Origin of the sequence: Brevibacillus sp. RS1.1 (genome assembly GCF_013284365.1) — a bacterium.
In the GTDB taxonomy this organism is placed as follows: domain Bacteria; phylum Bacillota; class Bacilli; order Brevibacillales; family Brevibacillaceae; genus Brevibacillus; species Brevibacillus brevis_D.
In genome coordinates, this window is the sequence record NZ_JABSVA010000003.1 from 608291 (window position 1) to 632737 (window position 24447).

Annotated in this window: 28 protein-coding genes; 4 read left to right on the top strand and 24 right to left on the bottom strand. The window is 46.9% G+C overall.

Going from position 1 to position 24447, the window contains the following annotated elements; translation table 11 throughout:
* Positions 1–177 precede the first annotated feature (177 nt).
* Positions 178–438, top strand: a complete 261-nt coding sequence (locus HP570_RS13295; RefSeq protein WP_007720834.1) for a DUF2627 domain-containing protein — start codon at positions 178–180, stop codon at positions 436–438.
* On the opposite strand, the gene HP570_RS13300 is transcribed toward HP570_RS13295, so the two are convergent.
* From HP570_RS13300 to HP570_RS13335, 8 genes are all read right to left on the bottom strand, one after another.
* Positions 435–1358, bottom strand: coding sequence for a UDP-N-acetylmuramyl pentapeptide phosphotransferase (locus HP570_RS13300; protein ID WP_309139194.1), 924 nt, complete (start codon positions 1356–1358; stop codon positions 435–437). The genes HP570_RS13295 and HP570_RS13300 overlap by 4 nt on opposite strands.
* Positions 1340–2032, bottom strand: coding sequence for a glycosyltransferase family 2 protein (locus tag HP570_RS13305; RefSeq protein WP_173626029.1), 693 nt, complete (start codon positions 2030–2032; stop codon positions 1340–1342). Before HP570_RS13305 ends, HP570_RS13300 begins: the two co-directional genes overlap by 19 nt.
* The gene (locus HP570_RS13310) at positions 2019–2573 is read right to left on the bottom strand and encodes a copper transporter (RefSeq protein WP_173603829.1); all 555 of its coding nucleotides are present in this window, start codon (positions 2571–2573) and stop codon (positions 2019–2021) included. The genes HP570_RS13305 and HP570_RS13310 overlap by 14 nt, the downstream gene beginning before the upstream one ends.
* 24 nt (positions 2574–2597) lie before the next feature.
* The gene (gene steA / locus HP570_RS13315) at positions 2598–3764 is read right to left on the bottom strand and encodes a putative cytokinetic ring protein SteA (protein ID WP_173626030.1); all 1167 of its coding nucleotides are present in this window, start codon (positions 3762–3764) and stop codon (positions 2598–2600) included.
* A gap of 109 nt (positions 3765–3873) precedes the next feature.
* The gene (locus tag HP570_RS13320) at positions 3874–4050 is read right to left on the bottom strand and encodes a DUF2759 family protein (RefSeq protein ID WP_064506648.1); all 177 of its coding nucleotides are present in this window, start codon (positions 4048–4050) and stop codon (positions 3874–3876) included.
* A gap of 116 nt (positions 4051–4166) precedes the next feature.
* The gene (locus tag HP570_RS13325) at positions 4167–4970 is read right to left on the bottom strand and encodes a methyltransferase domain-containing protein (RefSeq protein ID WP_173626031.1); all 804 of its coding nucleotides are present in this window, start codon (positions 4968–4970) and stop codon (positions 4167–4169) included.
* Positions 4967–5347 (bottom strand): VOC family protein, encoded by a 381-nt coding sequence (locus HP570_RS13330; RefSeq protein ID WP_173626032.1) that lies wholly within the window; start codon positions 5345–5347, stop codon positions 4967–4969. The genes HP570_RS13325 and HP570_RS13330 overlap by 4 nt, the downstream gene beginning before the upstream one ends.
* On the bottom strand, positions 5331–6140 hold the full coding sequence (locus HP570_RS13335; protein WP_173626033.1) for a class I SAM-dependent methyltransferase: 810 nt from the start codon (positions 6138–6140) through the stop codon (positions 5331–5333). Before HP570_RS13335 ends, HP570_RS13330 begins: the two co-directional genes overlap by 17 nt.
* A gap of 100 nt (positions 6141–6240) precedes the next feature.
* Here HP570_RS13335 and HP570_RS13340 point away from each other — a divergent pair, with 100 nt between their 5' ends.
* The gene (locus tag HP570_RS13340) at positions 6241–7107 is read left to right on the top strand and encodes a LysR family transcriptional regulator (RefSeq protein WP_069844637.1); all 867 of its coding nucleotides are present in this window, start codon (positions 6241–6243) and stop codon (positions 7105–7107) included.
* A 7-nt stretch (positions 7108–7114) separates the two neighbouring features.
* Here HP570_RS13340 and HP570_RS13345 read toward each other — a convergent pair whose 3' ends face one another.
* Together HP570_RS13345 and HP570_RS13350 are read right to left on the bottom strand one after the other, a co-directional pair.
* Positions 7115–7990 (bottom strand): metallophosphoesterase, encoded by an 876-nt coding sequence (locus HP570_RS13345; protein ID WP_173626155.1) that lies wholly within the window; start codon positions 7988–7990, stop codon positions 7115–7117.
* The gene (locus HP570_RS13350; protein ID WP_173603948.1) at positions 7965–8543 is read right to left on the bottom strand and encodes a beta-class carbonic anhydrase; all 579 of its coding nucleotides are present in this window, start codon (positions 8541–8543) and stop codon (positions 7965–7967) included. The genes HP570_RS13345 and HP570_RS13350 overlap by 26 nt, the downstream gene beginning before the upstream one ends.
* A gap of 411 nt (positions 8544–8954) precedes the next feature.
* Here HP570_RS13350 and HP570_RS13355 point away from each other — a divergent pair, with 411 nt between their 5' ends.
* Positions 8955–9392 carry a hypothetical protein gene (locus HP570_RS13355; RefSeq protein ID WP_173626034.1) on the top strand — a complete coding sequence of 146 codons (438 nt, stop codon included), beginning with the start codon at positions 8955–8957 and terminating at the stop codon, positions 9390–9392.
* 93 nt (positions 9393–9485) lie between these two features.
* Here the strand turns inward: HP570_RS13355 and HP570_RS13360 are convergent, their stop codons facing one another.
* From HP570_RS13360 to dxs, 11 genes are all read right to left on the bottom strand, one after another.
* Positions 9486–9758 (bottom strand): hypothetical protein, encoded by a 273-nt coding sequence (locus HP570_RS13360; RefSeq protein WP_254495257.1) that lies wholly within the window; start codon positions 9756–9758, stop codon positions 9486–9488.
* Between the two features lie 23 nt (positions 9759–9781).
* Positions 9782–9976: a transcription initiation factor TFIIIB gene (locus HP570_RS13365; RefSeq protein WP_173626035.1), complete on the bottom strand. Its 195-nt coding sequence runs from the start codon at positions 9974–9976 to the stop codon at positions 9782–9784.
* A gap of 30 nt (positions 9977–10006) precedes the next feature.
* Positions 10007–10675, bottom strand: coding sequence for a hypothetical protein (locus HP570_RS13370; RefSeq protein ID WP_173626036.1), 669 nt, complete (start codon positions 10673–10675; stop codon positions 10007–10009).
* 35 nt (positions 10676–10710) lie between these two features.
* Entirely contained in the window at positions 10711–11262 is a 552-nt protein-coding gene (locus tag HP570_RS13375) for a DUF3841 domain-containing protein (protein ID WP_254495258.1), read from the bottom strand.
* A 125-nt stretch (positions 11263–11387) separates the two neighbouring features.
* Complete coding sequence (gene spo0A, locus HP570_RS13380; protein ID WP_016739922.1) at positions 11388–12176, bottom strand: sporulation transcription factor Spo0A; 789 nt, start codon at positions 12174–12176, stop codon at positions 11388–11390.
* Positions 12177–12436: 260 nt separating this feature from the next.
* Positions 12437–13771: a SpoIVB peptidase gene (gene spoIVB / locus HP570_RS13385; RefSeq protein WP_012686042.1), complete on the bottom strand. Its 1335-nt coding sequence runs from the start codon at positions 13769–13771 to the stop codon at positions 12437–12439.
* 241 nt (positions 13772–14012) lie between these two features.
* On the bottom strand, positions 14013–15737 hold the full coding sequence (gene recN, locus HP570_RS13390) for a DNA repair protein RecN (RefSeq protein ID WP_173626037.1): 1725 nt from the start codon (positions 15735–15737) through the stop codon (positions 14013–14015).
* A 16-nt stretch (positions 15738–15753) separates the two neighbouring features.
* Positions 15754–16203, bottom strand: a complete 450-nt coding sequence (ahrC, locus tag HP570_RS13395; protein ID WP_012686040.1) for a transcriptional regulator AhrC/ArgR — start codon at positions 16201–16203, stop codon at positions 15754–15756.
* A 5-nt stretch (positions 16204–16208) separates the two neighbouring features.
* Complete coding sequence (locus tag HP570_RS13400) at positions 16209–17066, bottom strand: NAD(+)/NADH kinase (protein ID WP_173626038.1); 858 nt, start codon at positions 17064–17066, stop codon at positions 16209–16211.
* Positions 17067–17194: 128 nt separating this feature from the next.
* On the bottom strand, positions 17195–18013 hold the full coding sequence (locus tag HP570_RS13405; protein ID WP_012686038.1) for a TlyA family RNA methyltransferase: 819 nt from the start codon (positions 18011–18013) through the stop codon (positions 17195–17197).
* Positions 18010–19896 carry a 1-deoxy-D-xylulose-5-phosphate synthase gene (gene dxs / locus HP570_RS13410; RefSeq protein WP_012686037.1) on the bottom strand — a complete coding sequence of 629 codons (1887 nt, stop codon included), beginning with the start codon at positions 19894–19896 and terminating at the stop codon, positions 18010–18012. The genes HP570_RS13405 and dxs overlap by 4 nt, the downstream gene beginning before the upstream one ends.
* A 247-nt stretch (positions 19897–20143) precedes the next feature.
* On the opposite strand from dxs, the gene HP570_RS13415 reads away from it, so the two are divergent.
* Positions 20144–21838, top strand: a complete 1695-nt coding sequence (locus HP570_RS13415; protein ID WP_173626039.1) for a M3 family oligoendopeptidase — start codon at positions 20144–20146, stop codon at positions 21836–21838.
* A gap of 53 nt (positions 21839–21891) precedes the next feature.
* Here HP570_RS13415 and HP570_RS13420 read toward each other — a convergent pair whose 3' ends face one another.
* The 3 genes from HP570_RS13420 to xseA are packed head-to-tail and all read right to left on the bottom strand — an operon-like array spanning position 21892 to position 24396.
* The gene (locus tag HP570_RS13420) at positions 21892–22794 is read right to left on the bottom strand and encodes a polyprenyl synthetase family protein (protein WP_012686035.1); all 903 of its coding nucleotides are present in this window, start codon (positions 22792–22794) and stop codon (positions 21892–21894) included.
* Positions 22791–23045 carry an exodeoxyribonuclease VII small subunit gene (gene xseB / locus HP570_RS13425; protein ID WP_048032540.1) on the bottom strand — a complete coding sequence of 85 codons (255 nt, stop codon included), beginning with the start codon at positions 23043–23045 and terminating at the stop codon, positions 22791–22793. Before xseB ends, HP570_RS13420 begins: the two co-directional genes overlap by 4 nt.
* A complete protein-coding gene (gene xseA, locus HP570_RS13430; protein ID WP_012686033.1) occupies positions 23014–24396 on the bottom strand; it encodes an exodeoxyribonuclease VII large subunit in 1383 nt (460 codons plus the stop codon). Before xseA ends, xseB begins: the two co-directional genes overlap by 32 nt.
* Between the last annotated feature and the right edge of the window lie 51 nt (positions 24397–24447).

The window sequence follows — 24447 nt, forward strand, 5'->3', positions numbered from 1 at the left end:
TCTTACTCGTTACCATTGTACTCCAACAAACCGTTGATGGACAGGCGTTCTTCCCTAACGTGCGCTCGTTCGTGTGCAACAGGTACGGTGGACAAGGCTGTTGGCATTCGATATGATGAAATGACCATACTGTGGTTGTTGTAGTTGTTTACGCATTCGAGAAAGGGGTGAAAACCCTTGGTATTTCAGAAAATCATTGCACTCTTAATTATGGTAATCCCGGCGGCAATCGCCATGTACGGAATCAAATTAATCCGTGACGCATTTTTTTATTCTGCCTCTCCGGATGTAGGATTTTTATGGGGAAAACTCATTCTAGGTATACTGGCTTTTGCTATCCCTGTATGGTTTATTGCCGGATTTATTCTCCATCATGAACGCAAAAAAAATCGCGTACAGCCCCGTTTCATGGTTCCTGAACCTGATGACGAGGACTAGACCAAACCGGACGAGCCAGTCTGGTTTTTTTTATTTTCAGCTTCTGTAACTCTCCCCCATTGATCGAGTCGTCGGAGCCAACTGACCTGTTCAATCACGCGGGAAAACGAGCAAAATTCTGCCGCAATCTGAATACACAGGAAAAGCACGAGCATACTCGCCTGAACATAAATCGGTGTCCCGATGACAAAGGAAAAGCCTGCTACAAAACCCAAGGCATTCGCCCCTGTATCTCCGAGCATGATTTTGCCTCCAACGTCATTGGGAAACATGAGCATACTTGCAAGGAAGACAGGGATCAAAAAAATCCAGTTTGCCATCGCCGTACTGGCTCCTATTGTCCACAGACCAAAAGCTCCTGCCAATGCTGTCAGGCACCAAAATACTTTAATCGCTCGTCCAGGCCGCAAATCAAACAAGTTAATGATATTGGGTGAGAGCGCAAGTAAACCAAAGGCAACAAAGCCTGCCCACAACGAATCCGAAAGAGATAGAGTGAGACAAAATGCCGTGCTTGTCCCTCCAATTAACTTCCACATCCCGCTGGTGATTCGCCTCTCTCGCCATAACACGCCAAAATGTCCACGAAAGCCTTTTGCATCTAGATCTGATGCCCGATCATCACGCCATCCCCAAAAGGCCATTGTGATCATACCTGTTAGAAATAATAAACCGTGCAGGAGAAACTCACTTTTGACCCCTCTGAGCAAAAATATTCCGATCAGCGCGATCCCGGTTATAACGCTCGAACATACGAGGATAAGCCCCCCTGCTGTCAGTACTGGCTCTCCTTCGTAATTGAACCGATTCATCCCCAGAGCTTTGAGCTTTTGCGTGCCGATTTTATACAGCGGACGGTCAAGCACCAGTGGAATAACGACCGCGACGAGCATCATGAGCATCATGATTTTCGTTTCCACTCTTGGCCCTCCCACCATTTCCAGCATAGCGTTCGGCTAATCGCGACAAACTCCTTCCCGCGATGACTGAAGCCTGCCCAATCGTTTTTCGTTTCACGATGCGAAAAAAAGACAGGGACCTCTGCTACACGATACCCTGCCCGCAAAGCATCGACAGTGAGCCCCACCTCTAGGCCAAATCCCTTATCCTGACTCCCCAATCGGTCAAGAAGCTCGCGACGTATTGCCCGTTGTCCCGATAAAGGTGCTTTTGCTTCAAAGCCTGTCAACATCCGGATGCCATAACGGGCCAATCCTTTTGCTAATCCGAGACCTGCTTTCACTTGCGGAGGTGGCAGAACAGCTACCGCCATATCACAGACACCTTGTAGCACAGGCGTAAGCAAATGTGCGGCTTCTGCTGCGCTGTCTCGCAAATCACCGTCGAGAAGCATGACCACATCCCCACTGGCACACTTCCAGCCCAATTGAACAGCTGCACCTTTCCCTTGATTGCGCGGTGCTCGAATCACCTTATCCGCCCACTTGCTTGCGATGTGTGCCGTCTCATCTTGACTGCCATCATCAACAACGATTAGTTCATCACAAAAAAAACGTTCACGGATGGCAAGGAGTGTATCACCGATGGAAGCCTGTTCGTTGAACGCTGGGATGACAACGCTAACTTTTTTCACGCGAGCCCTTCCTCTCAGCCAATCTATTTTGCACTTGCTCCAAAAGTGCCCATTGTTTTGCGGGAGAGTCAGGCACATCTACGACCTGTATCCAGGAATTCACCTGTTTTTCCCGTAGCCAAAGCGGGGCTTGTCTTGCTACCACCAAAAGCACCCCATCTCCCCAATTATTACCCTCATGATAAGAAATCACTTCCATGCCTACTGAATGCATCAGTTGCGTAATCTGTTCAGCAACGTTGCCATCCTCCTGCCAAACATACACCTTGCTTCCTGCAAGTTCATCCACATAGCGTATGCTCATGAGTTGGACGACTTCTTGGTTGCTGCGCGCAACTTCCTTCAGCAAACGATTTATTTGCTGCCTTAATTCATGGTTGCTTTTGAGAGCGCGATCGTACTTTGCTTCCATATTGGAAAGAATGCCTTTTGTTCCTTGCGTTATCCATGAATGGCCTGCGGTCCCTCCTAACAAGATACCTACCCCAAGTGCGACAAATATGGCAGCCAGTGAAATCAAATGATAGCGGAAGGGTATCATGTCTACCTCCATGAAGTGCGTTGTTCATAACGTCCAAGTCCGCCAACTGGTCCAAATCATCTGTACAGCATGACGGGTGATTGGATTAATAACGAGCGCGGCTGAAACAGGCAGAAGCATCGCGACTATACACCAACCCCACAGCTTCCATGACTCGCTCGGCCGATAGAGATGACTGACTCCTTTGGCATCAATTAGCTTTGTCCCAATCTTCGTGCGAACCAATAACGTGCTCGCCATGCCTTTGCGGCCTTTTTCCAGAAAATCAATCATATTGGTATGGGCACCGATCGTGACGATTAACTCAGCCTCCTTTTCGTACGCTAGCAGCATCGCCACATCCTCACTCGTACCAGGCGCTGGCAAGACATGAAAAGGCAAACCGAGAGCTTTTATGCGAATCGTTCCAGGTGCTGTCCCATCCATGAAAGCATGGACAACGATCTCCGCTCCGCTTTGGAGTGCTTTGTCCGAGACGCTATCCATATCTCCCACAATCAGGTCTGGACGATACCCCGCTTCCATGAGGGCATCTGCACCGCCATCGACCCCGATCAAAACAGGACGATATTCCCGAATATAGGAAGATAGCGTCAGTAAGTCCTCTCTATAATGTTTCCCTCGAACGACAACTATGACGTGTCGCTGTTCCATTTTTGTATGTAATTGCACACGGCAAAGTGGTTTCAAAAACAGGTCTTTCTCCTTGCTGGCGTACAACAGAGTATTGTCGATAAACGACGAGAGTGTGTCATCCAACTTATCCTGCGCTTCATGCCATCGGTTCAAAACAGAGGGAACTGTCACCTGCTGTAGCCTGTACACATGGACCCACTTCTCTTCCAATAGGATGTACAAATTTTCTTCACGTATCGTTGCATACTTGCCCTCGATCCATTCCATGAACGAATCCGACACATCTACATCCAGTACCTCATAAAGTGTGACACCGTTTGCTAAAAGTTGGCGAGCCCCTTCAGCCGGGTATTGCCCCGTCATGAATGGCGAAAGGTTGAGGACGACTTTTACCCCTCTTTCCAGTAGGGACTGTGCTGCTATCTCATCAACGTCCGGATGATCAATGATGGCGATATGATGGGAGTGGAGACGTTTGCACAACTGCTTCGTCTTCAGATCAGCCGCTACGACAGCGGTGTATGAATGTGCTGCAGAACCATTTCGTTTGCCCACTTTTCCACCTCCGCCTTTAGTATGCTAAATATTTCCTCCCTACATGCAAAAAAAAGAAGCTGTGCATCGAATGCACAACCTCTTTTAAGCGAAACGTTTTCAGTTTAATCTACGCACCCTTGGCCAGGTAGTAAATGATCAAACCATCAGCAAACAGGAAGACCATCAAAGATACAAAACCAAATAGAATTGCAAAGGTGTTTTTCGCTTTGATGGAATTCAAACAGCCCCAAGCGATAAAGAATGTGAAGATAAACATCAGGATGTCAAATAAAACAATTTTCATTTACGACAACTCCTTCACCATGATGACGCAAACAGGAATACAATGGCAATTCCATTATATAGCTTCAGGTATTATGAGACAAGCATATCCAAATTTGTGAACAAAAAGTTTCACAATTATTTCCCTTTTATTGTGCCACAAGCTGCGCTACCTATCCATATACTCCAGCAATCTTGCTCATTCCATTTTTCTTGCCCGGCTACGTGATCATGAATGGTATGAACGAGGTCTTTCAGTTCTTCATCGGTTAATTCATGCAAAATGGAGCGGCCTTTTCTGGAAAGTAAGTCAGCTTCCAATTCAGACCAGCTATCGTATTCACGTCTTGTCTCCCAAAGCGTCGTCTTGTTCACCTGTTCAAGCCCCGCGAGCTTCATCGTGTTCTGCACCATTGTATCATCCGGTCTTCGTGTCTGCTCTATCGTTAGCAAGCGCGGGTATCGAGTAAAGAAAAAACCGCGAAAATGAGTCGGTGAGGCTGGCATTTTGACATCGTCCATTGTCCGGTCCTGGATTAAGCAAATCCCGCCCGGTGCCAATAGCCTGATAACTTCTTTAAAAAACTTCTGCAAGTCTTGTTCCGGGAAATGATGGATCAAGGCGCGAGCGAATACAATATCCGCACACTGACTCGGCAATCCGGTTGCGCGGGCATCCCCTTGTGCAAACGAAATCTTCGGATCGTCGGCGCATTGCTGGCTCGCCGCTTCTACCATCACGCGGGAAAAATCAATGCCCGTGACAGAGGCAGCTCCTAGCCTAGACCAAGCCTTACTGTAAATTCCTCCGCCACAACCGATGTCCACGACATTTTTCCCCACGGGATTGACGAGTGACAGGATTGTCTGACTCCACGAATCATCAGCGGTTCTCCCCGTATAGCTCAACTGGTTTTTTTCCGCGTGAAAATCAATTGTCATTCCTGCTTCGCCTCCATGAACTCCAGACGGTTTCCAAATGGGTCCTCTGTGAAAAAGCGAATAAGGTGAGGAATTTCTTCGTCAATCCGAAATGAGATCCCATTTGCTCGCAGATGCTCCAGCAGCGAACCAATGTTTTGCACAAGGAACGCCGGATGTGCTTTTTTCGCAGGGATGAATCCTTCCTCTACGCCAATATGAATCATTTGCGCCCCACATTGAAACCATACACCACCTCGAACGAGAAGCTTCGCTGGCTTTGGAACCTCCGGCATTCCCAAAAGCTCACCGAAAAACTTGCGCGCTACGTCCTCTGTACCTGCTGGCGCTGCTAATTGTACATGGTCGAGCCCAATCCATTCATGCTTGGTTGTCATCGTCTTCTTGTCCTCCTCTTTTTTTGCACAGAACCATCCATTCGTCAATCTGATGGGTCATTACTCTGCCTTCGTTTGTGGTAATCCCAAGATACTCCTTTTGTTCATCTGTAGCGTTCAGCAGCAATTTTTCCACATTCACTTCCTGCTCAGATGATTCGGAGGTACGCTGAACCCATGGTAAAAATTCAAACCTTTTTTTGCGTTCCCGTTGCTTTTGCAAAATCAAGCCATTCGCTTCAAACAAAGCATGCCATTCACCGACGGAAAGACAACGAACATGACTGGGATCGCGTGTTTTCTCTACTTCATTTATAAATGCGGAAAGCGACGAGTCCTCAGGCGAAACGTTGTCAATGAAGAGAAACAAACCCCCAAGGGTCAGCACGCGACTCACCTCACGAACAAAAGCCGCCGGATCGGGAAAATGATGAGCTGCAATTCGGCATGTGACAATCTCAAATGATTCATCGAGAAACGGGAGAGATTCTGCATCAGCCTGCACATACATCACATTATCGACAAGTGCCGTATCATTGGCCGCAGATGCCGCCATGAGCATCGGGCGAGTCAAATCCGTGGCGACGACCAAGCTCACATGAGGAGCTAAAGTCCTCGCTACGTGCCCACCTCCTGTAGCGATATCCAGTGCCCGCCAGTTCTCTCTTGGCTGCATCCACTCTACCATTAGTTCCAGGTCGCAGCCTTTTGCATGCGTCTTGCTTTGCACGTATTGCTCTGCATTTTTTCCAAATTGTGCTTGAACAGCTTGTTTGATCTCCTCATTCTTCATCGGGAACACCTCCTGCCTTTATCATATTCCAATGTTTGTCATCCTTGTTATAGAATACAGATAACTAGTTATCGACAATTTGAATAGGAGGCATCTTACAATGGATCGAGAAAGTCTTGAGGTATTCTTGACGATTGCTCGTCATGGATCGATTAATCGCGCTGCACAGGCATTATTTTTGGCGCAATCAACCTTGACGCACCGATTAAAGCAGCTAGAGCGCCAGGTTGGGAGTGCGCTGTTTGTTCGTACTGCCTCAGGAGTGAGTCTTACAGGTGAAGGACGTCGGTTGCTACCTGTTGCGACGAATATCGTTGAGCAAATGCGCTCCTTTATCCAAGAGAAAGAACAGCGCCAATCGATGAACATCGTCGCAGGAAAAGCTTTTGTCGCCTATGAACTGCCGAGACTGATCGGGGAGTACCGGATTGCTCATCCCGGCTTTACCTGCTACGTCCGCTCTACGTTGTACGAGGAATCCCTTAGCGCTCTGCTAACAGGAACGGCTGATATTGCCTTTCTCGGGAGTGAAATGTATCACCCGCACATCCATCAAGAATTCCTTCCCAGCGATCGACTCCTGCTCGTCATGGCGCCCAGTCATCCTTGGGCAAGCGGGTTTCCAGGTTTTCAGGCATGGGGAACCGAGGAAATGATTGTATTCGGGAATCACACCGCTCCTTATCGCCAACGAATCGACCGCTATCTGGCCCAGCAGGGAGTTTTTCCGAATATTATTATGGAATTGGACAGTTTCAATGCTGTTAAGAAAATGGTCGAACGTCAGCTAGGGATCACCATCCTGCCGGAAAGGACCATCCAACAAGAGCTGGCGACCGGAAGATTGGTTGCCTACGATATCGCAAACGGCGAATTAGTGCGCCCCACTCTCATCGCCTACCTGCACCCAAAAAAAGAGGACGATGCTTTCCAGCAATTCGTCCAATGGATCAAAGAACATTATTAACAACAGTTCACTGTAGTGTTAACACCGTAAGCTCTGGGCGGCAAAATAAACGAACAGGCAAAATCGTCGTACCTAATCCTCTATTGGTGTACACAGCCATGCCACCTACCCGATACAGTCCTTGTACATATTTACGTCCGTATTGTGGCGTCATGAGATGACCAATGAAGGGCAAGCGTACTTGTCCGCCATGGCTGTGGCCGGACAGTTGGAGATGCACGGGATGCTCTGACGCAATATCAGCAAAATCAGGCTCATGCGCCAATAAGATTACGCTGCCCTCCGGCGGGATATTTTCGAGCGCCCTTGAAAGATCAGGTACACCATAGAAAACATCATCGATCCCCGCCATGTATAACTGCTGGCCATCCTTGTGTACGACAACGTGCCGATTATCCAACACTTCGAAGCCTGACGCGACTAAGCCATCTCGAACCTTTTGCTGTTCACCCGCTCGATAATCGTGGTTGCCCAAAACGGCGAATTTGCCTAATGGGGCTAGAAGCTGATTGAAAAGGGGAACGGCGGCGAATAGCGGTCGCGTCACTTCATCAACGATATCCCCTGTGAAGCAAATCAAGTCCGGTTTTTCGCTCTGGATTGCGGCAATAACTGGCTCCAACTCTTTCGGTTCAAAATAATGACCGAGATGGACATCACTGAAATGAATGAGCTTTGTTCCCTTAAAGCTTTCTGGCAATCCCGGTATCGTGATGGACAATCGTACGATATCCAGTGCTTTTCGTTCCCATACATGACCGTACACGCCAGTCGCTATACCGAGTCCAATCAATCCCCCTGCCCATTTACTGACTTTGTGGAGAAATGTTTTCCTTGAAATGGGAGCAAGGCTAGGATCATTCACTATCTTTCGTTCGCTCATACCCATTCACGACAACGTCCAATCTCCCCGTCAACGGGTCAATAAGCAAGCCATGTACCTCCACATTCGGTGGGAGGAGCGGGTGATTTTTAATCGTTTCTACGCTATTTTTCACACTTTCTTCTACACGATCGAAACCGTGCAGCCATTTATGTAAGTTAATCCCCGCATGTTGAAGCGTGGAGAACGTTTGAGCCGAGACTCCTCGCTCCAGCATCTTCTCCATCGTGCGTTTGCTGTCGATCGCACTCATCCCGCAATCATAATGCCCGACGACCATCACTTCTTCGGCATTCAATTCATAGATCGCAATTAGAATACTGCGCATGATACTCCCAAAAGGATGGGACACAATTGCCCCGGCGCTTTTTACGTGCTTGATATCCCCATTGCGCATGTTCATGGCTTTCGGCAAAAGTTCAACCAAACGGGTATCCATACAAGACAACACGACCAATCGTTTATCAGGGAACTTGGTGGTTTGGTACTTTTCATATTCTTGGTTGGCCACAAATTCACGGTTAAATGCGAGAATTTCATCCAAATTGCGCACTTTCACAGCACCTGCCTCGCTATTAGTAGTATGTATTTGTATCGTATGCTTTTCTATTTTACATAGGAGAATCAAAATCTCGCAAGGGACTGTGGCAGTTTCTTATCAATTGGTTCATTTTGTCAGGATGTAATGCTGCTCGTCCAAACGAAATTTTTTTGGTGAAAAGAGGTCTTCCCTGTTTTATCGGAAAACGCTTGAAAAAATGAGGGCTATTTTCCCGTGACAGCTTGCCTGTCAAAACATAAGGAGAGACTATCGGATTAGGCTCAATTCCTGGTGTTTCTCTTATCATGACGAATAATTCTAGGCACATGGATTCAGTTCCTCCGGAAAGAGTACTTTTTAGTTATAGTAAAAATACCCCAAATTTGGTAAAATGATTAAAAACAGAATTAGGAGAGTTGTAGATTGAAATTTAGACTAGCCTTCATACTTGCTCTAGCACTAATCCTTCCAGCCTGTAGTGAAACGGCAAGCACACCAGAAGTGCCGCTACCTGCATATGTATTAGCTATTGACCGATTCGACGAAAGCACCGGAATGTGGATGGTTGCTTTAGCGACAGAATCAAATGATGAAAAGGAATTGCGCGCTTTAGTGGAAAATACTCGGACCTTAGCGAAAGACAAGAAAGAGGAGATTAACTCCGTTTCTGTGACCATTATCAAACCAGATGGAAGGATTCCTCACACTGTAACGGCATTTGGCAGAATTGCCTTGACGAGTAAAGGCATGGAACAAACCGGATTGAGTAGTACCTCTGAAATGGTCTTTGAATATAAAAATGCTCCCGCAGCAAGCCCCGAACAACCACCTACTACACCAGCTAAAGAAACTACTAAGTGACCTTAATTCTATTTAGTAAAATGGTACATGATGATCAAAGCCAGGGTTAAAATACCTTGGCTTATTTCTTGCCCCGACACAATAGCCATTTCATCAGGTTAAAACTTGGAAAAGCTTTTCTACTTGTTTCTTATTTGCGAATGACTCATCAATCGATAAAAATTTGTTGGATATTTTTGTTGCGCTTTTCATATCCATTCCTGAAGCGCTGGCATAAAAAAGACAGGTTTCACAATCTATACCTGTATTGGCGATCTCTTTTCCCTCAATGGTTAGAAACCTTTGACGATAACCAGCCTGCTTATAGGCAATTGGTGATGTAGAAGAACGAATATGAATTTCTTTGTAGGATAATAGTTTACTCATTTTTCATTATCTCCAAGATCGTATTAACCTTTGTATTTCGAGGGGTTTTCAACATAACTCTCGATAACATAACCACAATTCGTACAGATTCTATGAATGATGGCAGAACCAAGAGGAATAATCTTGCCTAAAGGAAACACTGCCGCATCTCCAGCTTGTCTCCCTTTTCCAATCTCATTCCCTCCGCATTTTGGGCATTGTTCGATTTGATTTTTCATTATTTACCTCGCTATTATTTTGATATTTCATTAATCTTTTAAATGTTCATTCCACAATGCTTTGTCATAGTAATCAACACAAAGACCTTGATTGTTTCGCGTAAATAGATCTAAATGATAGTGATCATGGCCGAAACTCCTAAGAAACGAACCTGCTCCCGTTCTTGAAAGTGGTTCAAATAAACCAGAAGCGTATTCAAATACTATTTTGCTCCCTATTATAAAAAGAGTGTCATAATCTCGCTTCATCAATATCTTATCTTTATTTTCCTTATAATGGAACATTAAATAATCATCATAATCTAAATCAGAAAATTTTCTTGGATTCACTTCAAAACTTCTAACTGTTCCCTTTTGCTGATTTGCTTTCTGTCTTAGCTCTTTCCACTGATGCGTATTAAGCTGTAGGGAATGATGAAGGAAAACAAGTTCATTATTCTTTTTCCCATGTGAAAATCTATGCAAGTGTATAGGTAAGTCTTTTTCCATATTTGTTACATGAATGATCTTATCTCTGTGATCTGCACCTATAAGAAGAACACAAGCTAAATACTGCAACGATTGTTGATTGCCAAAAATCATAAACATGTCCTTATCAAATTCACATGCGAATATATCTTTCGTATGAAATGCAGGAGTTAGAACAATGTACTTTTTATTCTGTAACCAGATTTCTTTTTGAAGGAATTGGATTTTCAAAACGGCCTCCAATAGATTTGTTTTTTCGCAAATGGCTATCTCGTTACAAAATGTTCCACTTTTTTCACGCGTTGCATTTCGATTCGTCCAGTTGTCCCTTGTAGCATTCTTTCTCCATCGCCATGCCACTTCGGATCTCGAATCCTATTCAGATCAAATATTCTTTCCCAACTGTCTTCTTTTGTAATTTTCAATAGTCCTTTTTCAAATGCACTGTCTTCCTGTTCATTATTGGAACAAAACGAATTATTCAACACAAAGTGCCAATCTTCAAAATCAGAAACTAGAACATCTTTCTCATCTAATTCTACTGTCAACCTCACACACCTTGTTCCTTCTTGAAAGTGACCTGTTTGTCGCATATCAGGCTTTTTCAACCAAAGCCAGATTGGATGTTCTCCCATATAATTAGGTAATCGTTTCTTCATTTGTTTCATCATCCATTTATATTCTTCTGGATACATTGCATGGGCTGGTGATCCTTCAAGATAGCCTTGCTTCTTAAAATGTTCCCATACTATTTCAGTTTGCAGCGTCCAGTATGTAGCCATAGCATATGTCTTTGAATCCCTATGATTCAGTAACAAATTACTCACTCCTTACCTTTTTTTACTTTTTGCAGCAGAATCCCACCAATACAAAAAGACACTAGCAAGCAAATGCTAATGTCCTTTTATATTGGTTAAGGATCTTGAAAATAAGTATCTACATCCTAACTAATCTTCGCCTCAATCCGCAGCTTGTCCGCCACCATGGCAATAAACTCACTGTTGGTCGGCTTCGCCTTGGTGTTGGAAATCGTATAACCAAACAAGCTGGAGATGGAGTCCAGATTACCACGGGACCACGCCACTTCAATCGCATGACGGATGGCACGTTCTACACGACTAGCGGTTGTATTGAATTTCTTTGCAATGTCCGGGTACAGGACTTTGGTAATCGAACCAAGCAGCTCGACATCGTTGTATACCATTGTAATCGCTTCCCGCAAATATAAATAACCTTTGATGTGTGCAGGAACTCCAATCTCATGAATGATACTCGTGATGCTTGCGTCCAAATTGCGACCGCGGATTTGTAAGGTAGCTTGCGGTTTCGCAGAAGAAACAAAAGAAGAGGCGGGCTTGGTGGTAATGATTTGGCGGATGCGCTGGGCCAGCACCTCCATATCGAACGGTTTCAAAATGTAGTAAGCTGCTCCCAGCTCTACTGCTTTCTTCGTAATCTCTTCCTGCCCGAAAGCAGTCAACATGATAATTTTAGGTTGAGGACTTAAGCGCATGGCCTGAATTTGCTCCAAAACAGCCAAGCCATCCAGATGTGGCATGATGATATCCAAAATTAATACATCGGGTACACGTTCCTGCAGCAGTCGAACTACCTCATTGCCGTTGTAAGCAACACCCACAACATTCATGTCATACTGGCTACTGATGTACTCTTCTAACAGATTCACAAATTCTCGGTTATCATCTGCCAACAACACTTCAATCTTGCTCAAGGTCGTTCCTCCTAACAATGGACGGTCTTTTGGAAAGAAGGTGGCGTTCTAGAAGTTAACAAATCTAAAGGGATTAGTCCATACCATCTTTTTCTCTACAAAAATTATTCGACAAAGCAAATTCCATTCCTGCCAATGACGAAAGATTGAATGATTTAACTGATATTTCGACAAAGAATTCTTTCATTCCTAACCGATTCGTCAAAGGACTGCAAAAATCGGAAAAGCCGCCTCGCTTCGTTCGCGTGACGGCACTTCATTCAGGCAGCCTTGGGTGTATGGGTTCGGGATTCAGCAGTATCTCGGACATTCACGCCAGCATCCTGAAGCATCCATTCAATGTAGCAGCCGTATCCCGAAGTCGGATCATTGACAAACACATGCGTGACAGCACCGACGATCTTGCCTTTTTGAATGATAGGACTGCCGCTCATTCCTTGTACGATGCCACCTGTCTTTTCCAAAAGGCGTTTGTCCGTGACTTTGATAATCATCCCTTTGGTTGCAGGAAAATGCTGCTTGACCACGTTTGCGATCTCAATATCGAACTCTTCTACCTTTTGACCTTCCACGACAGTAAGAATTTTGGCCGGCCCTTCCTCTACCTGCTCAGCAAGAGCGATTGGTAACGGCTCCTGATAATAGCTGCGTTTGGGCTCGTCCTTCATTTTGCCGAAAATGCCAAAAGGGGTGTTTTTCGTTATATTTCCTAGAACTTCACTTTCATTGTAGAAACGTGCAAATTTCTCCCCTGGGTTGCCACTTTGTCCTTTTTCAATCGATGTGACACTTGCTTGCACGATCTGGCCATCTCCAACGACAATGGCTTGACCAGTATCAACGTCGGATATGACGTGCCCTAATGCCCCGTACGCTTTGGAATTTGGATCATAAAAGGTCAGTGTCCCTACTCCTGCCGCTGAATCCCGAATATAGAGACCCATACGGTATTCACTGTCTTTTTTATCTTTTGCCGGGTGCAAAGTGAGCGATAGCTTTTCCTTGCCACGAACAACAAGCAGTTGAACGGAATGATTCTTTTTCCCCGTTTCGTTAATCAATTTCTTTACGTCGTTCATGTCATTGATGTACATGTCGTTCATTTTGATAATCATGTCACCGACGTGTATACCTGCCTGTTCACCTGGAGAAAACTTGTTTTTCCCATCGTCTACTAAATGATGACCGACAACCAAAACACCCGCTGTTTGCAGCTTCACCCCGATTGACTGTCCACCAGGGTACAACCGTAGATCTGGCAATACATTTACTTTTACAGCAGTCAGCGGAATGTTATGCCACTTCACCTGCAATTGGGCTTCCCCAGCCCTGCGCGGTTCTACAGACATAGGCCTGCTCAAATCAACGGATACCTCACGCGCCTCTGTCCCGTTAACGTGCAAAATATCAGGATTGCTATTGATTAGCGTGCCCATTACCGGCACAGAGACCCGCAGTTGCTCGTGGGACCCTTCCATCAAACGCAATTCACGGGGAAAGGAGGACAGATCGCGGAACGGGGTGGAACTCACGACAAGCGCCGTGATGAGGAGAAGGAGACTTCCCATCCATTTTCTTTTGTTTTGTCGGATCACCAGTAATCACTCCTACCGTTCCCTACCTACACCTACAAAACAAAACGGTCAGGTCCATTTTGTTTGACCGAAAGCGGTCATGAGGGACACCTCCACCTTGTGTACCTTTAATGTTGCCACCAGCCAAGCGGATTATGTCAGGAAAATAACCCACTCAAAACATTAGAAACCCAGCCTTCACAAGCCCTTGACGAGAACATCGTTGTACCTGCCTCCAATAAAAAAAAGACCGCCAACCAAATTAGCTGACAGTCTTTCGTTCGCGGCCGAGAAGGATCATCTCGCGCGCATGTTCTTCAGTTTTTGCTGTGACCTCTGCCCCGCTTAGCATCCGAGCCAGCTCTGATACCCGTTCATCATCAGACAAACGATTCACCCGCGTCTCTGTTTCATTCTCGCTCATTTCCTTTTTAATCAGAAAATGAGCGTCTGCCATGGATGCGACCTGTGGCAAGTGAGTAATACAAAGGACTTGGCGCTGCCCAGCGACTCGAGCAAGCTTTTCTGCTATCGCTTGAGCTGCTCTTCCGCTTACACCCGTGTCGACTTCATCAAAAATAAGGGTCTCCACTTGATCCGTGCCCGCCAAAATCGTTTTAATGGCCAGCATGACGCGAGACAACTCCCCACCAGAAGCAATCTTCGCCAAGGGACGCAATGGTTCTCCCGGGTTAGGTGAGATTAAAAACTCGATCTGATCCATTCCATTCGCATCTACAAAGCGCTTGATTCCGTCGATTTCTACCCCGTCATCATCCGGTGTCTGTCTGACGTCGATGGCAAAACGAGCACGCTCCATGTGCAGTTCTTTTAGCTGCTGCTCGATTTCTTGTGCGAGCTTTCCTGCACATTCGGAACGAATAACCGACAACTCCAATGCCTCCACTGCCAAATCGGCTGCGAACTCCTGCAATTGCTTTTCCACCTGCTGGAGGCGATCTTCGTAGTGATGCATGTCATCCAATTCATCCTGAATCGTGGCCGCGTACTCCAAAATATCGTCTACGCTTTTGCCATACTTGCGTTTTAGCGACTGGATTTGATCAAGGCGGCGCTCTACTTCTGCCAGCTGCTCCGGTTCAAAATCCATTTGGTACGATAATTGACGAAGGTTATGCACCACATCTTCTATCTGATAGTATGCCGATTGGACTATCTCCAAAATCGGAACGAGCTGTTCTTCGTAGTTCACACCACGCTCAAGCTCTCCCATCGCATGTCCCAACCAATCCATGCCCTTCTGGTCACCATGCAATGCACGGTATGCATCTTGAATCGTTGAATAAACTTTTTCAATGTTCATCCACTTTTTCCGCTGCTGCATGAGCTTCTCGTCTTCACCAGGCGTAAGGGTTGCCGATTCAATTTCATCGAGCTGATATTGCAACAGATCGATACGCTGTACCAGCTCCCGATCATTGCGTGCCATTCGCTCCAGATCTTGCTTTGTTTTGCGGTACGCCGTATACAGGGTACTGTACTCTTGTTTCGCAGCTCCCAACGCACTTTCCCCATACGCGTCAAGCCAATTGATATGCTTGTCTGACTGCATCAGCATATGCGTATCGTGTTGTCCATGTACCGTAACCAGCCATGGCCCTAACTCACGCAGCATTGCGAGAGTCACGAGCTGTCCATTGATTCGAATGATACTCTTCCCTTGGTTCGAGATATCTCGACGTACCACGAGCATTCCGTCTTGCTCAATCTGGACGCCGACATTCTTACAAACGTCAAGTCCAGGGTGACCAGGCGGCAATTCAAACAGTCCTTCCACTTCTGCACGAGGCTCACCATATCGGACAAAATCAGCCGAAGCCCGGCCTCCTAGCAACAGTCCCAGTGCATCGATAATGATGGATTTACCGGCACCAGTCTCCCCTGTCAGGATGTTTAAGCCTTTTTGGAATGAGACCGTCACTGATTTGATGATGGCAAAATTTCGGATCGAGAGTTCCACTAGCATCGCGAGCGACCACCTTCTACAACATTTCCATTAAGCGTTTTGTCACTTCATTGGTATTTTCTTTGGAACGGCAAATAATCAGGATAGTGTTGTCGCCACTGATTGTCCCCATGATTTCTTCCCAGGGAAGGTTGTCAATCAGTTCAGCTACCGCATTCGCATGTCCCGAAAGTGTCTTCAGTACAATAAAATGATCGGCTTGGTCAATGCTAATAAAGGAATCCACAAGCATGCGTTTCAGCTTTTGCAGTGGATTGAATTTTTGTTCAGCAGGCATTGAATACTTATATCGTCCATCAGGGAGCGGCACTTTTACCAAATGTAGTTCCTTGATGTCTCGGGATACAGTCGCTTGCGTTACGTTAAAGCCAGCAGTCCGCAAGCGGTCCACCAGATCATCCTGTGTTTCCACCTCTTGATTACTGATGATATCCCGAATACGAATATGTCGTTGCCCTTTGTTCATATGGATTACTCCCATTCCCCTTGTAATTTCGTTCGTATCGCTTCGAAAAAGCCACCTTTTTTCCACTTAATCAGCGGGGTAACACACGGTGACTTTTTAATGTAAATCTGATCGCCGCCCTCGAGTCGATAGCCAAACTGACCGTCAATGGACAGTCCCATCTCCTGATGAATGGCATCCACTTCGACCCGGATCGTTTGATTGCCTGACAATACCATTGGTCGAGCCGTCAAGGAATGAGGAGCCACTGGTGTCAGTAATAGCATGTCCACATTGGGAGCCACTATCGGACCGCCTGCAGAAAGTGAGTATGCTGTTGATCCCGTCGGTGTGGAGACAATGACACCATCTCCACTGAACGTCGCGACGTACTCATCATCCAAAAAGACTGCACATTGAATGATCCGGCAAAATGACCCTTTGGCAATCCCTATATCATTCATGGCCGTGTATGTCCCCAGTGTGATTCCTTTTCGCACCAAACAAGCTTCCAGCATCGCTCTCTTTTCAATGTCGTACTTTCCTGAAAGGAGATTGTCGACAGCCTGAGGCAGATGCTCCGGCTCCGCTTCCGACAAAAAGCCCAACGTGCCTAAATTGATTCCAAAGATCGGGATAGAGCGACCGGCAAGCTGGCGAGCAATTCTGAGTAGCGTGCCATCGCCTCCCAATACACAAACCAAATCCGCTTGTTTCCCCATCTCTTCTACAGATGTGCCCAGTTCTGGATGCCCTACATCTGATGCGATATGGTCATCCAGGAATACTTGCGCCCCTCTGTCCTCCAGTAAATACAGCAGTTCCCGTGCAACGATACGTGCTTCGGGTTTTCCTTTGTTCGCTATGATTCCAATTTTCTTCACGTGGTCCACCCCAAAACTGGTTGGTTGGAAATCCTTCTTGAACAACCTCATATACAAGTATACAACTTCACATGCATAAATAAAAAGCCTCGATTGTGACAAAACTCCCGAGGCTTTGGTTTTTTATCCTATTTCAAATTCGCATGAGCAGACGCAACTACCTCTGTTACACATTGCAGCCAAGCTTCCGAATCCATGCCGCCTTCACTTTTTTGGACATGCATAACAAATTCAATGTTTCCTTCTCCCCCTGTAATGGGAGAGTAGTCCAAGCCCTTTAGCGCAAAACCTAATCCACTGGCAAATTGACCGATGTCAGTCAGTACGCTCTCGTGCACGTCTGGATCACGAACGATTCCATTCTTTCCGACTCTATCCTTGCCAGCTTCAAATTGAGGCTTGATCAGCGCGACGACGTCACCGCCATCCGTCAGAAAACGGTACAGCACTGGCAAGATCAATCGCAACGAAATAAACGATACGTCAATCGATGCGGCGTTTGGCCGTTCATGTTCAAACGCATCCGGGTCCATATGACGGAAATTCGTCCGTTCCATGACGACCACTCGTTCATCCTGTCGCAAGCTCCACGCGAGTTGTCCGTACCCGACATCAATGGCGTATACAAGCCGTGCACCGTTTTGTAGCGCACAGTCCGTAAATCCGCCAGTGGAGGCCCCGATGTCCATCATGACACGATCCTTCATGTCGATTTCAAAGACACGTAATGCTTTTTCCAGCTTGAGGCCACCCCGACTCACATACGGGTGTACCTCGCCCTTCACCGTAATCGCAACATCCTCGGCAAATTTGGTTCCCGGCTTGTCACAGCGGTCGCCAGCTACCTGCACAAGACCTGCCATTACGGCTGCTTTTGCTTTTTCTCTGGTCTCATAATGGCCTCTTTCGACCAAGAGAACATCAATCCGTTCTTTTCTTACACTCATGCTTCCACTACGCCCTTCGAAATTGGCATCAAGGATCGGACACGAGCAGCGATATGATCAGCTGTGAGCCCTACCTCTTGCCGCTGTTCCTTCACACTTCCATGCTCAACAAAATAATCAGGTACCGCGACAATCTGTACATTCATGCCGTGATAGCCTGCACGACTGTAGCATTCAATGACAGCGCTGCCGAAGCCGCCCATTTCACTGCCTTCTTCAACCGTAATGATATCGTAGCCTTCCTTTGCCAGACGGAATAGAAGCTCTTCGTCCAACGGCTTGCAAAAACGTGCATTGACCAGCATCGGTTTGATTCCCTCTTCTTGAAGCTGATTGACCGCCGCCTCCGCAATTTCGAATACGTGACCGAACGAGAGAATCGCCACGTGTTTGCCTTCGCGTACAATCTCCGCTTTTCCGATTGGCAGCACTTGCAGCTCTTCATCCATTTTGACGCCACGAGTCGGCAATCGCGGATAACGATAAGAGATCGGACCACCTTTATATTCCACTGCTGTCTTCATCATGTGACGCAGCTCATTTTCGTCCTTCGGTGCCATGATGACCATATTCGGAATGATGCGCATGAATGCCACATCGTACATCCCTTGGTGTGTCTCCCCGTCTGCTCCGACGAGTCCAGCACGGTCAACGGCGAAAATCACATGGAGTTTTTGGCGTGCGACATCGTGGATCAACTGATCATAGGCTCTTTGCAAGAAGGTCGAATAAATCGCAAAGACCGGCTTCAAACCTTGTGTCGCTAATCCTGCCGCAAATGTACATGCGTGCTGCTCTGCAATCCCAACGTCAAACAGTCTGTCAGGATACTTCTGTCCAAATGGGATCAAGCCTGAACCCGCTGGCATCGCAGGAGTCACAGCCACAATGGAATGGTCTTCATCCGCAAGCTTCATCATGGTATCGGCAAAAACGGATGTATACGTTGGTGCGGATTTCGGTGTATCACCTGACTCGATTTTATACGTACCGATACCATGCCACTTGACCGAATCAGCTTCAGCTGGGGCATAGCCCAGTCCTTTTTTCGTGATGGCATGGATCAATACAGGTCCTTTTGTATGCTTGGCCGTCTTCAATGTATCGAGTAATAGCTCCATGTTATGTCCGTCAATCGGACCAATATACGTAAAGCCGAGTTCTTCGAAAAGAACGCCAGATACGAGCAGGTACTTCATGCTGTCCTTGAAGCGCTCAGCCATATGAGCCAATTTGCCCCCTACAGCCGGTATCGATTTCAACAAGCCTTCGACTTCATCCTTCGCCCACTGATAGTTCTCCGTCGAGCGAATTTTCCCCAAGTAGTTGTGCAAGGCACCAACGTTTGGCGCAATAGACATCTCGTTATCATTTAGCACAACGATGACATTCTTGCGTTCATGACCGATGTGGTTCAAGGCTTCTAAAGCCATACCACCTGTCAAGGCACCGTCACCAATCACAGCTACGACATGGTTCTTTTCCTTTTTCAAATCCCGAGCAGTCGCCATCCCCATTGCGGCAGACAACGACGTACTGCTATGCCCGGTTTCCCAGACGTCATGCGGGCTTTCCACCATTTTAGGGAACCCGCACAGACCTTTGTACTGGCGCAAGGTCGGAAACATCTCCCGGCGTCCTGTCAGCATCTTATGTACGTAGGCTTGATGTCCGACATCCCAAATCAGCTTGTCTTTTGGACTGTCAAAAACGTAATGCAGAGCTAGCGTCAGCTCGACAACTCCCAGATTCGGCGCGAGATGTCCTCCTGTTTTCGAGAGCGTTTCGATTAGAAACTGACGGATCTCGGATGCCAATGTATGTAACTGCGGTTGCGTGCACTTTTTCAAGTCTTGAGGATCATTTATAGTAGTAAGCAGCATTGGTATTCCTCACTTTCCACTGTTCGTTCTCCGGCGATTGTGCATGCTGCATATCAATCAAGCCACTAGAAAACCCGGCTTTCCTTATTGCTATAGCCGATTCCGCTTATTTTCAGCTTGATTCATTATAACGGTTTCTTAATAAAAACACCACTTTTGATCAACATATACGAATATGAAGGCGATATCTTGTATTTTCTGGTAAGATAATTTTGAATACATACTCCGAACAAAAGAGGTGACGTCCGTGAAGTTCTCACAAATTCAGTATGAGCGCATGGATATGAACGAAGTTGAAGGACAATTCACGCAATTATTGGAAGCGTTTCAACATGCTTCAAGCTTCTCTGAGCAAGATACGATCATGGCTCAATTGAACAAACTGAGACAAGAAGTGGAATCTGCGCGGTATGTCGCACAAATCCGCCACACGATCAATACAGAAGATTCCTTCTACAAGGCGGAACAGGACTACTGGGATGAAGCCACTCCTGTGTATACCGGCATCGTTTCCCGCTACTATCAGGCGATCGTCGATTCTTCCTTCCGCGCAGAATTGGAGCAAAAATGGGGAGCACAGCTGTTTCGCATCGCGGAGAGCACACTCCGTACATTTTCGCCGGAAGTCATTTCTGATTTGCAGGAAGAAAACCGTTTGGCCAGTCAATATGTCGCACTGAAAGCATCTGCCAAAATCATGTTTGAAGGAGAAGAGCGAAACCTTTCAGAGATGATTCCTTTTACAATTGCGCAAGATAGAGACATGCGCAAACGCGCTAATGAAGCGAAGTATGATTATATGCGGCAACATACGGACGAATTTGATCGCATCTACGATCAGCTCGTCAAGGTACGCACACGCATCGCCAAAAAACTCGGCTTCAATAGCTTTGTGGAGCTAGCTTATGCACGTTTGAATCGTACCGACTACAATGCAGAAATGGTAGCCAGTTTCCGCCAGCAAGTGCTTGAGCACATCGTTCCAGTAGCATCAAAGCTCGTCGAACGTCAGCGACAACGCATTGGTGTCGATACACTTGAGTATTACGATCTTTCCTTTGATTTTGCTACAGGGAATCCAAGCCCGAAAGGCCCGCCGGAATGGATTGTGGAAAACGGGAAAAAGATGTATGCCGAGTTGTCACCTGAAACGGACGAATTTTACAACTTCATGCTGGACAATGACTGTTTAGATTTATTGAGCAAAAAAGGGAAGGCAACTGGCGGCTACTGTGAATACATCAGCCAATACAGGCTCCCCTTTATTTTCGCTAACTTTAATGGTACGTCCGGTGATATCGACGTACTTACGCACGAGGCAGGACATGCGTTTCAGGTGTATGTAAGCCGAGATTTTGAGGTGCCTGAATATCATTTCCCAACCTTTGAGGCGTGTGAGATACATTCGATGAGCATGGAGTTTTTGACGTGGCCATGGATGGAGCATTTTTTCAAGGAAGATACCGCCAAATACAAATTCTCACATCTGAGCAGCGGACTCCAGTTCATACCGTATGGCGTATCTGTTGATGAGTTCCAGCATGTTGTCTACGAGAATCCAGATATGACCCCTGCGGAGCGTAAACAGGCTTGGCGTGAAATTGAGCGCAAGTACCTACCGCATCGCAATTACGCACAAAATGCGTATCTTGAGGAGGGCGGGTTCTGGCAGCAGCAAACCCATATTTTCCAAAGCCCCTTCTATTACATCGACTACACACTGGCCCAGATTTGCGCGTTCCAATTTTGGAAACGATCTCAATCTGAGCCAAAACAAGCTTGGGAGGATTATTTGACGCTTTGCCGCGAAGGCGGAAGTAAATCGTTCCTCGAGCTGGTACAAGTGGCGAAGCTCTATTCTCCATTTGAGGACGACTGCATTCCATCGGTGATTAGCGAGATTGAACAATTCTTAAATAGCATTGACGATAAAAGCTTGTAATCGCTAGGTACACAAAAAAGCTGGCAGTTCCCGTACGGGTTGCCAGCTTTCCCTTATTTATTGCGATCACGCACGTAGTCTGCCAACGGACTGAGTGCAGAGTTCTCGATTCCCGCATCCGCAAGCGCTGCTTTTGCCTCGGCAATCAATTCGTCAAGACGCGCCTTCGATTCGGCTAGACCAAGAAGTGATGGATACGTTGCCTTTTCCCGATCCGCATCGCTGCCAACTGCTTTCCCCAGCTCTTGGGCATCCCCTTCCACATTCAAGATGTCATCCTGAATTTGAAAAGCAAGACCGATGCAAACACCATAGCGTGTCAATGCTTCCATTTGGCCTTCGGATGCTTCTGCGAGGTAGCCTCCCCCGCGCAAGGCTGCGATCAAGAGATCACCTGTTTTGTGACGATGGATAAATTCGAGCTGATCCAGATTAAGGCGCTTGCTCTCCCCTTCGATATCCGCCATCTGTCCGCCGACCATGCCAGTTGCTCCTGCACGTTTTCCCAGCTCCGCAATCAGGTTCACGGTAGTAGCCGCTGAAACATCAGTGCGATCCATGTAAGCCTCTGCAATGTATGCAAACGCACGCGTCAGCAAGGCATCTCCTGCGAGAATGGCTGTTGCTTCACCGAATACTTTGTGATTGGTCGGTTTACCGCGACGAAGATCATCGTCGTCCATCGCAGGGAGGTCATCGTGAATCAAGGAGTACGTATGTATCATTTCCAGGGCAACCGCAAATGCCACGCCCCGTTCAATCGGCTTGTCCAATGCTTCGAGGACCGCCAACACCAGCATGGGACGCAACCTTTTTCCGCCTGCCATGAGCGAATACTTCATGGATTCGTACAAGTTTTCTGGAACTCCTTGCTGCTCAAGGGCTGGCAAGAGTCTTTGCTCTATATAGGCGGTCTTTTCCACCAAATAACTCTCGAATGTATGCACGCCGATCATGATTCTCCTTCCACGCGAAACGCCTTCTGCTTTACCTGTCCGTCTTCTTCCACCAACTGGGTAATCTTCGCTTCGATTGCATCCAGCTTTTGACCACAAATTCTGGAAAGAGTCACTCCTTCCTGATATAGCGTAATCGCTTCTTCGAGGGGAATATCTCCTTCTTCAAGTCGATTGACGACTTCTTCCAGGCGCTTCATCGCGTCCTCGAACTGCATATCAGTCTCTTGTTCCGTTTTTTTGCGAGCCACTCTGCTTCTCCTCCTCCCGATTCACTTTTTCCACACGTGCAGTCGCACTGCCATCACTTAATCGTACCATGATCTCATCGCCAGGGGCAAACTGTTCCACCGATTTCACGAGCCTGTCATTGGTGTATACGAGTGAGAATCCACGCTGCATGACCTTTAGTGGACTCAGTGCTTCTAACGTCGCTATTCTAGCTGCGAATGCCATTCTTTTTTGGTTGAGACGGCCCAGCATCCGTTCGTCCAAGGTGGCGCGGAGCTTAGACAGATTTTTTCTTTTCTCTCCAATTTGATCAGCGAGGCGATAGCGCTTGATCTGTTCATCTAATCGCGTATAGCGTTCGCGTCTTCTGTCCAGCAAATGCTTCATGGATTGACGCATCCGCAAATGTGCCCGATCCAATCGTTCTGCAGCTTCCTCCAGCCTCCGCTCCGGTTGGCGCATCGCATACGAATTGCCCAAGCGTGTCAAACGATTTCTCTGCTCTGTCATGGTACCACGTACTGCTCGATGCATCCGTATCTCGAGCTGTCGCACTCTTTCGACCCATTCCAAATAATGCGGTACAGCCAATTCAGCTGCGGCTGTCGGCGTAGCTGCCCGTACATCTGCTACGAAATCGGCGATGGTCACATCCGTCTCGTGTCCTACAGCGGAGATGACGGGAATGAGTGAAGTAGCAATTGCCCTCGCGACGTTTTCATCATTAAACGCCCACAGCTCCTCGATGGAACCTCCACCACGCCCTACAATGAGAACATCAATATCAGGCTGATCGTTCATGATCCGAATAGCGGAGACAATCGATGCAGGTGCATCCGCACCTTGGACAACGGCTGGTGAAAGTACGATTTCTGCTTGCGGATATCGTCTGCGAATCGTCGTGCAAATATCTCGGATGGCAGCTCCTGTCGGAGAAGTGACGACACCGACACGTTTGGGAAAACGCGGGAGCATCCGCTTTCTCTCTGCTGCAAACAACCCTTCTTGCGCCAATTTTTCTTTCAGCTGCTCGAATGCTAAATAAAGCGAGCCAAGACCGTCTGGCTGCATCTCTTTGGCGTAAAACTGATACGCGCCATCCCGTTCGTATGCAGAAATAGACCCTCGCACAATCGCTTTTGCGCCATCTTTGGGCAAGAAACGCAGGAAGCGATTATAACTCGCAAACATGACGACTTTGATGCGTGACTGCTTGTCCTTTAGCGTGAAATACATATGACCGCTGGAATGGTGAGTAAAATTGGAGATTTCTCCCCTCACCCATATATCTTGCAGGTGGGGTTCCTTTTCCAGCACCAGCTTAATATAACGATTGAGATCACTGACAGATAAAATATCTTGTAATGCCATGCGGCCCCTCCTTTACAAAAACTTGGCTTTGCCGTGCATGCAACAAGGACT

Bases quoted from the DNA above. Each gene is read 5' to 3' on its own strand.
- HP570_RS13310 (WP_173603829.1), bottom strand. From the start codon at position 2,573: ATGATACCCTTCCGCTATCATTTGATTTCACTGGCTGCCATATTTGTC.
- HP570_RS13320 (WP_064506648.1), bottom strand. From the start codon at position 4,050: ATGAAAATTGTTTTATTTGACATCCTGATGTTTATCTTCACATTCTTT.
- HP570_RS13325 (WP_173626031.1), bottom strand. From the start codon at position 4,970: ATGACAATTGATTTTCACGCGGAAAAAAACCAGTTGAGCTATACGGGG.
- HP570_RS13330 (WP_173626032.1), bottom strand. From the start codon at position 5,347: ATGACAACCAAGCATGAATGGATTGGGCTCGACCATGTACAATTAGCA.
- HP570_RS13335 (WP_173626033.1), bottom strand. From the start codon at position 6,140: ATGAAGAATGAGGAGATCAAACAAGCTGTTCAAGCACAATTTGGAAAA.
- HP570_RS13340 (WP_069844637.1), top strand. From the start codon at position 6,241: ATGGATCGAGAAAGTCTTGAGGTATTCTTGACGATTGCTCGTCATGGA.
- HP570_RS13345 (WP_173626155.1), bottom strand. From the start codon at position 7,990: ATGAGCGAACGAAAGATAGTGAATGATCCTAGCCTTGCTCCCATTTCA.
- HP570_RS13360 (WP_254495257.1), bottom strand. From the start codon at position 9,758: ATGAGTAAACTATTATCCTACAAAGAAATTCATATTCGTTCTTCTACA.
- HP570_RS13365 (WP_173626035.1), bottom strand. From the start codon at position 9,976: ATGAAAAATCAAATCGAACAATGCCCAAAATGCGGAGGGAATGAGATT.
- recN (WP_173626037.1), bottom strand. From the start codon at position 15,737: ATGCTAGTGGAACTCTCGATCCGAAATTTTGCCATCATCAAATCAGTG.
- ahrC (WP_012686040.1), bottom strand. From the start codon at position 16,203: ATGAACAAAGGGCAACGACATATTCGTATTCGGGATATCATCAGTAAT.
- HP570_RS13405 (WP_012686038.1), bottom strand. From the start codon at position 18,013: ATGAGTGTAAGAAAAGAACGGATTGATGTTCTCTTGGTCGAAAGAGGC.
- dxs (WP_012686037.1), bottom strand. From the start codon at position 19,896: ATGCTGCTTACTACTATAAATGATCCTCAAGACTTGAAAAAGTGCACG.
- HP570_RS13420 (WP_012686035.1), bottom strand. From the start codon at position 22,794: ATGATCGGCGTGCATACATTCGAGAGTTATTTGGTGGAAAAGACCGCC.
- xseA (WP_012686033.1), bottom strand. From the start codon at position 24,396: ATGGCATTACAAGATATTTTATCTGTCAGTGATCTCAATCGTTATATT.